This is a genomic window from Haloarcula halophila, assembly GCF_029278565.1.
Taxonomy (GTDB): Archaea; Halobacteriota; Halobacteria; order Halobacteriales; family Haloarculaceae; genus Haloarcula; species Haloarcula halophila.
Genome location: NZ_CP119559.1, coordinates 400,307 through 413,030, shown reverse-complemented (window position 1 = coordinate 413,030; position 12,724 = coordinate 400,307). Strand labels below are relative to the sequence as shown.

Here is a 12,724-nt window from a genome sequence, read left to right as displayed (position 1 = left end):
GGATAGCCGTCCCTGGCTAAAAACCGTTGTGTCAGGCATTCGTAAAAATCGTCGTCGAACGGGACTTCTGCGTCCGTCCCGGTCACAGCGGTGACCGGCCCGGTCAACGACGGTGGCTCGCTGCACTCCGGACACAGGACGGCGACAGCGACGTACAGTCCCCATCCTGCCCGTACTGTCGAGCACGTCGGCGTCCTCCGGGTAGCGATATCCGAACAGTTCGTGGTCGCTGGCGGACCCACCGGACAGACACGTGAGAATATCATTGTCGGTAGCTTAGGGGTTCGACAGTCACTGTGACGGAGATCCGAACACAAGACTCTCCGACACCACGGCCGTAGCTCCGGCCATGCCATCGTACACGCTGGAAGTCGGCGACGACGACGCTGTCGGCGACGAGGCCCGACAGGTCCGCCGGTCGGTGTTCATCGACGAGCAAGGCGTCTCCGAGAGCGAGGAGATGGACGACAAAGACGGCGCGGCGACACATCTCCTCCTTTCCGACGGGGATCGCCCGGTCGCCACGGCACGCTACCGGTTCGTCGACGAAACGACGGTCAAGATCGAGCGTGTCGCGGTGTTGTCACAGTATCGCGGCGAAGGGCTGGGTATCCGGATCATGGAGGCTGCCGAGGCGGCGGCTCGCGACGACGGTGCGATGGAGGCAGTCCTGCACGGCCAACGCCGTGTGGAGGAGTTCTATACGGGGATCGGGTACGAGATCGTCAGCGACGAGTTCGAAGAGGCGGGCATCCCGCATGTCGAGATGCGAAAGGAACTGGCGTGACTAAGCGGGACTCGTGGACTGGACCACCCGGTTCGAGGCCCCGATCCTCACGGGGGTGGTCACGACAAAAGCGGGCCGGAAGGGATTTGAACCACGGTCGGACGTGCTCGCTCCGCTGTGCGCGACCTCTCTGGTTCAAACCCGCTTCGTAGCCGCTCTGCTCCGCACGAAACGTTCGTCGCAAAAGCGGGCCGGAAGGGATTTGAACCCTCGACCGACGGCTTAAGAGGCCGTCGCTCTGCCAGACTGAGCTACCGGCCCAGTACACCTGATTCTGTGGGCGGCCCGCTCAAATAGGTTTTCATTCACCGGTCTCGTGTCCGGCGTTCCCACGGTATTGTGGGTCCTGGAGGTAACGAATGGACGTGATTAAAGAGGCTGGCCACCAAGCGATACAGACACTTATGAGTGCAGCCAGCGGCATCACGATGGCCTCCATGTCCACGTACGCGATCCTGGGGTGTGGGAGCGTTGGGCATGCAGTGGCTGAAGAACTCGTCAACGAGGGCAAAGACGTGCTCATCCTCGATGCCGACGAGGGTCGCGTGGAGGCGCTCCGCGATCAGGACCTCAACGCACAGCAGGCCGACATCGTCGAAGAAGCGGTCGTCGAGATGGTCAGCGACCGCGATGTCGTCCTCATCATGTCCTCCGACGTCTCGGCGAACGCGAACGCCGTCGAGAACATCCGTGCCGCCGACGGTGACCAGTTCATCGTCGCCCGTGCCGACGACCCTGTCTCGGCCGACGAACTGACCGAACTCGGTGCCGACGTGGTGATCAACCCCTCGGCAGTCATCGCGGACTCGGCACTTCGCGCGCTCGAGACCGGTGAACTAGAGTACAAAGCGACACAACTGAGTGACGTCATCGATGGCACCGAAGAGCGGATGGCGATCCTCATCCACCGCTCGCCGGACCCGGACTCGATCGCTTCTGCGGCGGCACTTCGGGCTATCGCGGCCAGCCGTGACGTGGAGGCGGATATCATCTACGAGGGCGAGATCGGCCACCAGGAGAACCGTGCGTTCGTCAATCTCCTGGGGATCGATCTGGAGTCCCAGGACTCGATCGACCTCGACGACTACGACACGCTCGCGCTGGTCGATGTCGCGAAGGGGGGTGAACCACTCGTCGACCCGGTCGACATCGTCATCGACCACTACGAACACGAACACGAGTACGAACACGACACCGCCTTCTCCGATATCCGACCGAACGTCTCGGCGACCTCGACGATCCTCACGAAGTACATCCAGGAACTGGATCTCACGCTGGACCAGACCGTAGCGACGGCGCTGTTGTACGGAATCCGTGCCGAAACGCTGGATTTCAAACGGGATACGACGCCGGCGGATCTGACCGCCGCCGCGTATCTCTACCCCTTCGCCGACCACGACACGCTCGAACAGGTCGAGTCGCCGTCGATGTCGCCGGAGACGCTCGACGTGCTGGCCGAGGCGATCCGTAATCGGGAGGTCCAGGGGAGCCACCTGGTCTCGAATGCCGGCTTCATCCGGGACAGGGACGCGCTGGCCCAGGCGGCCCAACACCTCCTGAACCTCGAAGGGATCACGACCACGGCGGTGTTTGCCATCGCGGACGATACGATCTACCTGGCTGCACGATCGAAGGACATCCGCATGAACATCGGGAAGGTGCTCTCGGACGCCTTCGGGGAGATGGGCGAGACGGCAGGTCACTCTACCGACGCGAGCGTCGAGATCCCGCTGGGTATCTTCACCGGATTAGAGACCAACGACGACAACCGTGATACGCTGTTGAAGTTGACAGAAGAGGCAGTGAAACGGAAACTGTTCGAGGCGATGGGCGTCGACAGTTCGAGCAGTGAAAGCGGAAACGGTAACTAAGCCGCGACTTCCTCGCTGTCGCCATCGGAGTCAGCCTTCCGGAGTCGTTCGACGACATCGTTGACGATAACTACGTCGCCGACAGCCTGGACCCACCGGTACGGGATGATGACGCCGCGGGAACTGCGGGCCTGGTCGCTGAACAGTTCGTTGTTGAGTTGGTGAAGCGCCAGCCCCGTCACCGCCTGGCGGTCCAGATCGAGACGGATGTCCTCGACCTCTCCGACGAACACACCGTTTTTCGAGTAGACTTCACGCCCGACGAGCGTCGTGATCTCCTGTGGGACAGTTTCTGGGTCCATACGGAGGTGCTTGTCCGGACACCCCTTAAATGTTCTTTGCGGTGGCGGAACCGCGACAGACAACCGTCGGACGCGAGGATGACGGATTTACCCGGCAGCAGTGATATCGCGGCGGACAGCGGCATCGGCCAGATCCGTGTACGCCGCCGCGCCGTCGTCGGTGAGATCGTACGCCTCGTGATAGTCGTCCGGGTCACGGCCGCGGCCGCTAGCGAGTCCGACAACGCGGGCGATGGTCTCGTAGTTGTCCCTGACTAGCGAGCCGACGATCCCTGGCATCCCGGCGCGGTCGGCCAGTTCTTCGGCCGCCGACCGGCCAGCGTACACCCGCCCCTCGTCGGTGTCGACCAGAACCATCGCGAAGGGGGTCGCACCGAACTGGGCGTCGAGAAACCGTTGGGACGGGTCGTCGTACCACGAAATCGCGCCGACGTCGTCGAGTTCCTCCAGCGCACGCGCGGCGACCGAGCAGTACGGGCACTCACCGTCGTAGATCAGTACGGAGGCGAACGAGGCCATAGTCGAACGTAGGGACTCGACGGTCATATGTCCGTCTCCCGAGCCACGTGTTTTTGCCGATCCAGCGCGTAGATGGGTATCATGCGGGAGCTTTCGGTTTCGGTCGAGATTCCAGTCCCGCCCGAGACAGTGTGGCGTGTCCTGACCGATACCAGCGCGTACCCTCAGTGGAACACGTTACTCCGTATCGAGGGCGAAATGTCCCCCGGCCAGACTGTCGACGCACAACTGTCGGTCCCCGGGCTACCGACCGTCTCGTTCAGTCCGGAGATCCTGACCGTCGACCCGGGGCACGAGATCCGCTGGCGCTCGGGCTTCCTCGGCGTGTCCGCGGAACACGCCTTCCTGCTGGAACCGATCGACGGGGGGAGCGGGACGCGGTTCACCCAGTACGAAGAGATCAGCGGGCCGTTGACCGCTCGCGTCGTCGACCGGCTGGCGAGACGACTCCGTCGTGGGTTCGAGCAGATGAACGTCGGCCTCAGACGGCACGCCGTCACCGTCGCGGCGGACGGCTGAGGTAACGACGGTCAGCGGAGGTCGATCTCGGTGTCGACACACCGTCGCAGCCGTGCATACGTCGAGTCGTCGACGGCGTCTCGAACGACCCCGTAGCTGCCACAGATCCCGTGTTCTCGGGCCTGAGTCGTCGTATGATCGAAGAACCTGACGACCCGTTCCTCGGCCGCGTACATCAGGAACACGTTGAGGTTGTCGAAGACGACCCATCCGAGTCCGTCTTCGAGAGCTTCGAACGCCCGTGAGAGCCGCATACTCAGACCAGTCAGGTCGTCGGGGACGAACGGCTCACAGACCCCCATCTCACCCTGGTACGCTGTTTCTGACCCGGAGATCGGAACGTGGCCGACCGACGCGAGAGCCACGCCCGCCGTCTCCAGCGTTTCGGCGACCTCCTCGGGAGCGGATGCCGAGACGACAAGGAGGTTTTCGTACGCTGTGGGCGGCAGTTCACGGATCGGAGACTGCATCGTCGACACCGAGACGAGCGCCTGGTCTCCGGTTTCGAGGTGGAACTTCTCCCCACGCGAGCGGCCGATATCGTCGTTACTGCTCACTGTCGGTCCCCCACAGGTTCTCCGGTTCCCACCCGGTTTCTCCCACCCACTGGATGCATTAGTGTTCTTGAAGCGTATCTGTATAGCCCCGGAAATATAGTTTTCGGCTGCACCGCAACACTCATTCCGAACGTGTGTAACTGTCACACATGCCGTCGTTAGTGGTCCACTACGCGTTCGTCGGGCTGCTCGCAGCGACGCTTTTGGGTGCAGCGTTCGACAGGCGATCACTCCTGCTCGCGCTGGCTGTCGTAACGGTTCCCGACATAGATTCGTTCATTGCACTTGTCTCCGAGGTCGGCCACCGTGCGGCACTGACGAACCTCGTCATCCCGGCGGTTCTGGGCGGTCTCCTCGCGATCGATCTCTCCGTGCGGACGGAATCGTTCGTCCGTAGCCGCTGGGGGGCCTACGGTGTCAGAGTGGCGTGGTTCTGTGTCCTCGTCTACGCTGTCGGGCACGTCCTGTTCGACGCCGTCAGCGGCGGAGCGAACCTCTTCTGGCCGATCCACGACCAGTTCTACCAGTTCAGGGGGCGGCTCGAACTCTCCACACAGCGAGGGATCGTCCAGACGTTCGTCGAGACGGGCGGAAACGGTGGTGCTGGCGGAGGCGGTGGCAGTTCCGGGGGCGGCGGTGGACTGCCGACGCCCGATGCGATGGGGAACACGAGCGAGATCCAGATGGACACCGCGGTCGACCCGGACCCGTCGGGAACCCAAGACGGACCTGTCGACCGGATCTTCCCGGTGGCTCGCGGGGGGTGGCAACTCTACCTCCTCGTTGTCGGGACCGTCGCCACTATCGGTCGGTTCGTCGTCGGTCACGATCTCCCCGAGGAGTGATCGACGTTTCGGACCCTTCATGTGGGTCCCTGGCGAGCAAGCAGGCATGGGCTTCGAGGTGTCTCGACGACTCGGTGTTGCCGACACAGTCACCCTGGTCAACGCTGTCGTCGGATTCGTCGCCGGTGCGGTCGCGTTCGCCGACCTCCACCTCGCGGCGCGACTGCTCTTGCTGTCGGTGATAACCGACGCGCTCGACGGGATTGTCGCTCGGGGAAGCGAGAGTTCGGCGGTCGGACCGCTGCTGGACTCGATCACCGACGTGGTCTCGTTCGGAGCCACACCGAGCCTCTTCGTCTACGTGCTCCTCGTCGAACGGTTCGGGACCGTCACCGAGACCGGTCCCGCGATGGGAGTCGCTATCACGCTGGTCGCCTCCGCCTACGTGGTCTTCTCTATCGTCAGGACCGCTTTCTACGAGACGTACATCGAAACCGCCGACGGGCGGCCCGGGATGCCCAACTCGCTCGGAGCGATCGTCCTCTCGACGGCGTATCTCGGTGGAATCCACCACCCAATCGTGCTGGCCGGCGTGATGCTGGTGTTCTCGGTCGCGATGATCGCACCCTTCGATTACCCCAAACCCGGCCCGAAACACGTCACGCCCGTCGGTGTCGTCCTCGCACTTGCTGTTCTTGCACCGGATGCACTCTATCAGTTCGGTCCGAGAGCCGTGTTGGTCGTCGCCCTCCTGTTCTTCCTCGCCGGTCCACGGTACTATTGGGCGGACTGACCGGTAGCCACGATACGCGTCACCGTCTTTCCGCTGCCACCACACTGATACAGGTCCCGATCGTAGTGTGAACCGCAATCAATCGATTGTTCCCTAACCACCTTACGTGGGAGGGAAACCGACGAAATCTTTATATAGTTATCCCACTTACCTATAGTTAGGATGAATACAGAACAACAGCTATTCGACGAGACGCCCCTCCGCCGGTTCGAGTACGACGACAGCGTCGTGCTCGCGGCGGACGTGGGTGCTGCCGACGACGCTTCCGTCGACGTGGTCGACGGCACGGTCATCGTCGTCGCCGGCAATGAGCAACACGAGTTTGACGTTCCTGATACGGACGCACGAGCGTTTATCAACCACGGCGTCCTCACCATCGAAATGTCACTCGACGAGGGAGATAACTGATGAAACTCACTGTCAAACCCTTAAAACAGAAGGACGCAGGCCGCGGGCTCGCGGCGATCGACCGGGCCGCGATGGCGGAGATGGACCTCGAGAACGGCGACTACATCGTTCTCAGCGGGCAGGGTAACCGTGCGGTCGCGCGGGTCTGGCCCGGCTACCCCGAAGACGAGAACAACGGTATCGTCCGGATCGACGGCCAGCTCCGTCAGGAAGCCGGCGTCGGCATCGACGACAACGTGACCGTCGAGAAGGCGGACGTCCAGCCGGCGACCGGTGTGACCGTTGCGCTCCCCCAGAACCTCCGCGTTCGGGGGAACGTCGCCCCGATGATCCGGAACAACCTCAGCGGCCAGGCCGTCACGCAGGGACAGACCGTCCCGGTGAGCTTCGGCCTCGGCCCGCTGTCGTCGATGTCCGGCCAGAAGATTCCACTGAAGATCGCCGAGACCGAACCCGGGGGGACGGTCGTCGTCACCGACTCGACCGAGATCCAGGTCAGCGAGAAACCCGCCGAACAGATCCGTGGCAGCGAGGGCGAAGCCAGTAGCGACACGCCCGACGTGACCTACGAGGACATCGGTGGCCTGGACAACGAACTCGAACAAGTCCGGGAGATGATCGAACTCCCGATGCGCCACCCCGAGCTGTTCCAGCAACTCGGCATCGAGCCGCCGAAGGGCGTCCTCCTGCACGGCCCGCCCGGCACCGGGAAGACGCTGATGGCCAAGGCCGTCGCCAACGAGATCGACGCGTACTTCACGACGATCTCCGGCCCGGAGATCATGTCGAAGTACTACGGCGAGAGCGAGGAGCAGCTCCGTGAAGTCTTCGAGGAGGCCGAAGAGAACGCCCCCGCGATCGTCTTCATCGACGAGATCGACTCCATCGCTCCCAAGCGTGGCGAGACCCAGGGCGACGTGGAACGCCGCGTCGTCGCCCAGCTGTTGAGCCTGATGGACGGGCTCGAAGAGCGCGGGCAGGTCATCGTCATCGGGGCGACCAACCGCGTCGACGCCATCGATCCGGCGCTGCGCCGCGGTGGCCGCTTCGACCGCGAGATCGAGATCGGCGTCCCGGACAAGGAGGGCCGCAAGGAGATCCTCCAGGTCCACACCCGTGGGATGCCCCTCTCCGAGGAGATCGATCTCTCGGGCTACGCCGAGAACACCCACGGCTTCGTGGGTGCCGACCTGGCTTCACTGACCAAGGAGGGCGCGATGAACGCGTTGCGGCGCATCCGGCCCGAACTCGACCTCGAATCTGACGAGATCGACGCCGAGGTGCTCGAACACTTGGAGATCACCGAGGAAGACTTCAAGGACGCGATGAAGGGAATCGAGCCCTCCGCGCTCCGCGAGGTCTTCGTCGAGGTCCCGGACGTCACCTGGGACTCGGTCGGTGGACTCGAAGACACCAAGGAACGGCTCCGTGAGACCATCCAGTGGCCGCTGGAGTACCCCGGCGTGTTCCGGTCGATGGATCTGGACGCAGCCAAGGGTGTCCTGTTGTACGGTCCCCCCGGCACCGGGAAGACGCTCCTGGCGAAGGCTGTCGCCAACGAGGCCCAGTCGAACTTCATCTCCGTGAAGGGGCCGGAACTGCTGAACAAGTTCGTCGGCGAGTCCGAGAAGGGCGTCCGCGAAGTGTTCAGCAAGGCCCGCGAGAACGCCCCGACCGTGGTGTTCTTCGACGAGATCGACTCCATCGCCACCGAGCGTGGTGGCGGCCAGACCGACTCTGGCGTCGGCGAACGGGTCGTCAGCCAGCTGCTGACCGAACTCGACGGCATCGAGGAGATGGAAGACGTCGTCGTGGTCGCGACCACGAACCGGCCGGACCTGATCGACGACGCGCTGCTGCGGCCCGGCCGTCTGGACCGCCACGTCCACGTGCCGGTGCCCGACGAGGAGGCCCGCCGTGCGATCCTCGAAGTCCACACCCGCGATAAGCCCCTGGCGGACGACGTCGATCTGGACAAGATCGCCCGCCGGACGGAAGGCTACGTCGGTGCCGACATCGAGGCGGTCGCCCGCGAGGCGTCGATGGCCGCGACCAGGGAGTTCATCCACAGCGTGGACCCGGAGGACCTCGACGACTCCGTCACGAACGTCAAGATCACGAACGATCACTTCGAGGCGGCTCTCAGCGAGGTCGGCCCCAGCGTCACCGAGGAGACGAAGGAACGCTACGCGGAGATCGAGAAGCGCTTCGACACGGCCACTCCCGACCTCGAAGAGGAGAAGGTCGGCCGGACCTTCCAGTAGGTCTCTCGAACTCCGCCGATACCGCTCTCTCTTTTCTATGACTCGCTTTCACTGTCCGCTGCCCCTCCCGGTTCCCGTCCGTCGGTAACGCAACGCCCTTGCCCCCGCGTACCCCAGAACAGAGCATGCAGGCCACGGCACGGAACCACGTCGGGAAGCTCACGGGGCTGTTGACGGTGGTCTCCCTGGCACTCGTGTTCGGCGCAGTGCTGGGGGCGATCCCCCAGCGACTACTGCCACAGGCTCCGGCGACGGTCCTCGAAGCGATCCCCCACGCCAACGCGGCGATCAGCGCGCTCGCGATCGTGACGATCCTCGCCGGGATCAGGGCGGTCCGTCGGGGTGACATCCGCCGGCACCGACAGTTGATGCTCACGACCTTCGGGCTCTTTGCCGCGTTTCTCACGCTGTACCTCTATCGGGTCGTCATGCGAGGGCCGACCGACTTTACCGGTCCCGCGGCGGTCGAGACCTACGTCTACTTCCCGGTCCTGGGAATCCACATCCTGCTTGCGATCCTCGCGATCCCGCTGGTCTACTACGTCCTGTTGCTCGCCGCCAGCTACCCGGTCGCACAACTGTCGGAGACGAACCACCCGCGTGCGGGGAAAGCGGCGGCGACGCTCTGGCTGATCTCGTTTACGCTGGGGATCGTCGTCTACGCGATGTTGTACGTGATCTGGTAGCACGAGCAAGCCCCACTCCTCGTGAAACGGCTCGGCTCAGTAAGCTCTAGTTCACCCGGTAAAGCCCGTCGAAGAGGCCGAATTAGTCGACGACTGCTATCGACCGATCGGTGTCGGGGAGGACACGAGCAGCACTTCCGCAGGGGTCGTCGTGCCCACGGCGCTATCGTCCGCGTTCGGAGGCCGCTCACTCCGTCTTTGGGCCACGAATCACCCGATCGAGGGACCGATGGAACCGTTCCGTTCGCGCCCCTCGTTAGTCGTCGGCGGGCGTCGCCGACCCACCGATCTCCGGCCGGATGACATCGCGGTCGGTCTCCTCGCCCTCGATGTCGTACGGGTACTCGCCGGTGACACAGCCCAGACAGAGGTCCGTCCGACTGGTCTCCAGCGTCTGTGCGATCGCGTCGATCGAGAGATACGACAGCGAGTCGGCCTCGATCTCGTCGCGGATCTCCTCGACGGACTGGTCGCCGGCGATCAGTTCGTCCCGGGAGGCCATGTCGATGCCCATGTAACAGGGCGCGACGATCGGCGGGGCACCGATACGGACGTGGACCTCCTCGGCACCGGCGTCTTTCAGGAGTTCGATGAGCTGTGTCGAGGTGGTCCCACGGACGATCGAGTCGTCGATGATCGTGACCTTCTTCCCCTCGATGGTGGATTTGATCGGGTTCAGTTTCAGCCGGACGGCCCGCTCACGCTCGTCCTGGGTCGGCATGATGAACGTGCGCCCGACGTAGCGGTTTTTCATCAGCCCCTCGGCGAACTCGATGTCCGAGCCGTCGTTCTGGGCAGCCTCTGCGTAGCCGGAGGCGAAGGCTCGCCCGGAGTCAGGCACCGGGAGGACGACGTCGGACTCGACGCCGGATTCCCCCCAGAGCTTTCGTCCCAGTTCCCGCCGGACCTCGTAGACCAGGCTCTCGTCGATGGTCGAGTCCGGGCGAGCGAAGTAGACGTGCTCGAAGAAGCAGTGGGCGGTGTTCTCCCGTTCGATGAGCTGGTACGTATCGTAGCCCGTCCCGTCGGGGTGGAGCACGACCAGTTCGCCGGGTTTGACGTCACGGATGAGGTCCCCGTCGAGCGTGTCGATCGCGGCCGACTCGGAGGTGAGGACGTAGCCGTCTTCCAGTTCACCGATACACAGTGGCCGGTTGCCCTCGGGATCACGCACGCCCAGCACCGTCTCGTCGTGCATGATCGTCAGCGAGTACGAGCCGTGGATTCGCTCCATGGTCCGCTTGACCGCACGGACCAGATCCTCTTCGAGCAAGTTCCGTGCGAGGTCGTGTGCGATGACCTCAGTGTCGCCGTCCGAGGTGAAGGCGTGGCCGAGGTCGGCCAGTTCGTCGCCGATCTCGTCGGCATTGACGAGGTTGCCGTTGTGTGAGAGGCCGAGCGATCCCGACTTGAACGAGACCGAGAACGGTTGTGCACAGGAGGTGTTGACGCTACCCGCGGTCGGGTACCTGACGTGGCCGATCCCGTTCGAGCCGTTCAGCGATTCGAGGTCGCCGGGGCTGAACGCGTCGCCGACGAGCCCCATCTCGACGTGGCTGTGTTGCTGGAACCCGTCGTGGGTGACGATACCGGCCGACTCCTGGCCGCGGTGCTGGAGAGCGTAGAGGGAGTAGTAGAGGGGACGGGCGGCGTTTCGATCCCGAAGCGAGATGCCGACAACGCCGCACTTCTCGTGCATGGATTGTGGGCCTTATTCGCCAGCTTTCGATTGCCACTCGTAGTCGCGTCGCTTCGCCGAATTGCCGAAGCCACACGACGAACAGACCTTCTTCTTTGTGTGATAGGACTTCTCGCCACACCGACGACATTTCGTGTGTGTCGTGGTGTTTTTCTTACCCTGGGAGGGAGTTCCCTTGCCAGTCATGGGTTGATCGAAACCACGTTATCCCCGCGTATAATCGTTGTGTCTTCGTCCTCGATCACGAGATTCATATGCTGATCGTAACCCGAGAGTTCCCCGGTGAAGATCTCGCCGCCTTTGAGTTGGACGGTGACTTCCTCACCGAGCGACGCTTCGAGTACGTCCAGCGGTCGACCACTCATGTTCGGGAAGGATAGTGTCGTGCGCTTAAACGTACCGCTTGCGTGGTCCCTTAGAGGTCGACACTGAAGGGTTCATGCTCGGTGGCGCGGACGGCGAAGCCAGCCATGAGGTCCGCGACGGCATCGAGGTCCTCTGGATCGATGACTTCGACGGGCGTGTGCATGTACCGGTTCGGGATGCCGACGTTGACCGACGGGATGCCGCCGCGAGCGGTATAGAAGGCGTCGGCGTCGGTTCCCGTTCGGAGGCCGGTCGCCTGCAACTGCACGTCGATGTCGTCTTTCTCTGCCGTTTCTCGGAGCGCCTCGACGAGGACGGGATGGTTCGCGCTCCCCCGAGCAACTGCGGGACCACCGCCCAGTTCGACGCCGGTCGATCGCTCGCCCGGAGTGTCCGGGGAGTCGGTCGCGTGGGTGACATCCGCCGCCAGGACGGCGTCCGGGGCCAGATCGAACCCCACCATCTTCGCGCCCTGGAGGCCGACTTCCTCCTGAACTGTCGAGACGGCGTGGACGGTCACGTCGGCCCCGCGATCGGCCGCGCGTCGGAGCCCCTCGGCGGCCGCCCAGATGCCGACGCGGTTGTCCATCGCCCGCGCCGAGAGCCGGCCGTTTTCCAGTTCGGTGATCGTCTGGGTGAACGTCACCGGATCGCCACGGTCGAGCAGCGCCTCGGCCTCCTCGCGGTCGGTCGCGCCCACGTCGACGAACTGCTCGGCGATCTCCGGGACGCTCTCGTCGTCGTCACGATCCCGGAGGTGGATCGCTGTCTGCCCGACGACCCCCGAGACCGGCCCGTCGGCGCTATGGATCGTAACGTGTTGGCCCCGCGAGACAGTCTTGTCGGAGCCGCCGATCCGCGAGAGGCGTAGGAAGCCGTCGTCGGTGATGTCCCGGACCATGAACCCGATCTCGTCGCCGTGGCCGGTCAGCGCGACGGTCGTCTCGCCGCCCTCGACGGTCGCGACAGCGTTCCCGTAGTCGTCGACGGTCACGTCGTCGGCGAACTCGCTGACGTAATCGATCCAGACCCGCTGGCTGTCGGTCTCGTAGCCCGACGGACCCGGGGTCGACAACAACGATTCGAGAAACGCGCGTCGGTCCTCGTCCATGCCACCCAATTGCGGTGTCTCCGGTATCAATCATCCGGACAAGACGGATAAGGCACG

Annotated in this window: 15 protein-coding genes and 1 tRNA gene; 8 read left to right on the top strand and 8 right to left on the bottom strand. The window is 63.8% G+C overall.

Translation table 11 applies throughout. The features are described from left to right. The first annotated feature begins 349 nt into the window (after positions 1-349). A complete protein-coding gene (locus P0204_RS02110; protein ID WP_276221265.1) occupies positions 350-787 on the top strand; it encodes a GNAT family N-acetyltransferase in 438 nt (145 codons plus the stop codon). Positions 788-974: 187 nt separating this feature from the next. Here P0204_RS02110 and P0204_RS02105 read toward each other — a convergent pair. Then, positions 975-1,048 (bottom strand) — tRNA-Lys (locus P0204_RS02105). Positions 1,049-1,191: 143 nt separating this feature from the next. Between P0204_RS02105 and P0204_RS02100 the strand changes: the two genes are divergently transcribed. Next, the gene (locus P0204_RS02100) at positions 1,192-2,658 is read left to right on the top strand and encodes a DHH family phosphoesterase (RefSeq protein WP_276223309.1); all 1,467 of its coding nucleotides are present in this window, start codon (positions 1,192-1,194) and stop codon (positions 2,656-2,658) included. On the opposite strand, the gene P0204_RS02095 is transcribed toward P0204_RS02100, so the two are convergent. Together P0204_RS02095 and P0204_RS02090 are read right to left on the bottom strand one after the other, a co-directional pair. Next, positions 2,655-2,960 (bottom strand): PRC-barrel domain-containing protein, encoded by a 306-nt coding sequence (locus tag P0204_RS02095; RefSeq protein ID WP_276221264.1) that lies wholly within the window; start codon positions 2,958-2,960, stop codon positions 2,655-2,657. The two genes, P0204_RS02100 and P0204_RS02095, sit on opposite strands and share 4 nt — an antisense overlap. A gap of 87 nt (positions 2,961-3,047) precedes the next feature. Further along, the gene (locus P0204_RS02090; RefSeq protein WP_276221263.1) at positions 3,048-3,479 is read right to left on the bottom strand and encodes a DCC1-like thiol-disulfide oxidoreductase family protein; all 432 of its coding nucleotides are present in this window, start codon (positions 3,477-3,479) and stop codon (positions 3,048-3,050) included. A gap of 81 nt (positions 3,480-3,560) precedes the next feature. On the opposite strand from P0204_RS02090, the gene P0204_RS02085 reads away from it, so the two are divergent. Then, the gene (locus P0204_RS02085; protein WP_276221262.1) at positions 3,561-3,998 is read left to right on the top strand and encodes an SRPBCC domain-containing protein; all 438 of its coding nucleotides are present in this window, start codon (positions 3,561-3,563) and stop codon (positions 3,996-3,998) included. Positions 3,999-4,009: 11 nt separating this feature from the next. On the opposite strand, the gene P0204_RS02080 is transcribed toward P0204_RS02085, so the two are convergent. Further along, the gene (locus tag P0204_RS02080; RefSeq protein WP_276221261.1) at positions 4,010-4,555 is read right to left on the bottom strand and encodes a DUF7504 family protein; all 546 of its coding nucleotides are present in this window, start codon (positions 4,553-4,555) and stop codon (positions 4,010-4,012) included. Positions 4,556-4,704: 149 nt separating this feature from the next. Between P0204_RS02080 and P0204_RS02075 the strand changes: the two genes are divergently transcribed. The 5 genes from P0204_RS02075 (at position 4,705) to P0204_RS02055 (ending at position 9,491) form a co-directional block, all read left to right on the top strand. Next, positions 4,705-5,400 (top strand): hypothetical protein, encoded by a 696-nt coding sequence (locus tag P0204_RS02075; RefSeq protein WP_276221260.1) that lies wholly within the window; start codon positions 4,705-4,707, stop codon positions 5,398-5,400. Between the two features lie 19 nt (positions 5,401-5,419). Continuing rightward, entirely contained in the window at positions 5,420-6,133 is a 714-nt protein-coding gene (locus P0204_RS02070) for a protein sorting system archaetidylserine synthase (RefSeq protein ID WP_276221259.1), read from the top strand. A gap of 162 nt (positions 6,134-6,295) precedes the next feature. Beyond that, complete coding sequence (locus P0204_RS02065; protein ID WP_276221258.1) at positions 6,296-6,541, top strand: DUF7127 family protein; 246 nt, start codon at positions 6,296-6,298, stop codon at positions 6,539-6,541. Continuing rightward, on the top strand, positions 6,541-8,805 hold the full coding sequence (locus P0204_RS02060) for a CDC48 family AAA ATPase (protein WP_276221257.1): 2,265 nt from the start codon (positions 6,541-6,543) through the stop codon (positions 8,803-8,805). The genes P0204_RS02065 and P0204_RS02060 overlap by 1 nt, the downstream gene beginning before the upstream one ends. 125 nt (positions 8,806-8,930) lie before the next feature. Next, positions 8,931-9,491, top strand: a complete 561-nt coding sequence (locus tag P0204_RS02055; protein WP_276221256.1) for a DUF420 domain-containing protein — start codon at positions 8,931-8,933, stop codon at positions 9,489-9,491. Positions 9,492-9,747: 256 nt separating this feature from the next. On the opposite strand, the gene purF is transcribed toward P0204_RS02055, so the two are convergent. Genes purF through P0204_RS02035 form a run of 4 tightly spaced genes read right to left on the bottom strand, consistent with a single transcriptional unit; the run spans position 9,748 to position 12,667 of the window. Further along, on the bottom strand, positions 9,748-11,190 hold the full coding sequence (purF, locus tag P0204_RS02050) for an amidophosphoribosyltransferase (RefSeq protein ID WP_276221255.1): 1,443 nt from the start codon (positions 11,188-11,190) through the stop codon (positions 9,748-9,750). A 12-nt stretch (positions 11,191-11,202) separates the two neighbouring features. Beyond that, positions 11,203-11,376: a 50S ribosomal protein L37e gene (locus P0204_RS02045; protein WP_276221254.1), complete on the bottom strand. Its 174-nt coding sequence runs from the start codon at positions 11,374-11,376 to the stop codon at positions 11,203-11,205. Then, the gene (locus tag P0204_RS02040; RefSeq protein WP_276221253.1) at positions 11,373-11,555 is read right to left on the bottom strand and encodes an LSM domain-containing protein; all 183 of its coding nucleotides are present in this window, start codon (positions 11,553-11,555) and stop codon (positions 11,373-11,375) included. The genes P0204_RS02045 and P0204_RS02040 overlap by 4 nt, the downstream gene beginning before the upstream one ends. 50 nt (positions 11,556-11,605) lie before the next feature. Beyond that, entirely contained in the window at positions 11,606-12,667 is a 1,062-nt protein-coding gene (locus P0204_RS02035; protein ID WP_276221252.1) for a M20/M25/M40 family metallo-hydrolase, read from the bottom strand. Positions 12,668-12,724: the final 57 nt, after the last annotated feature.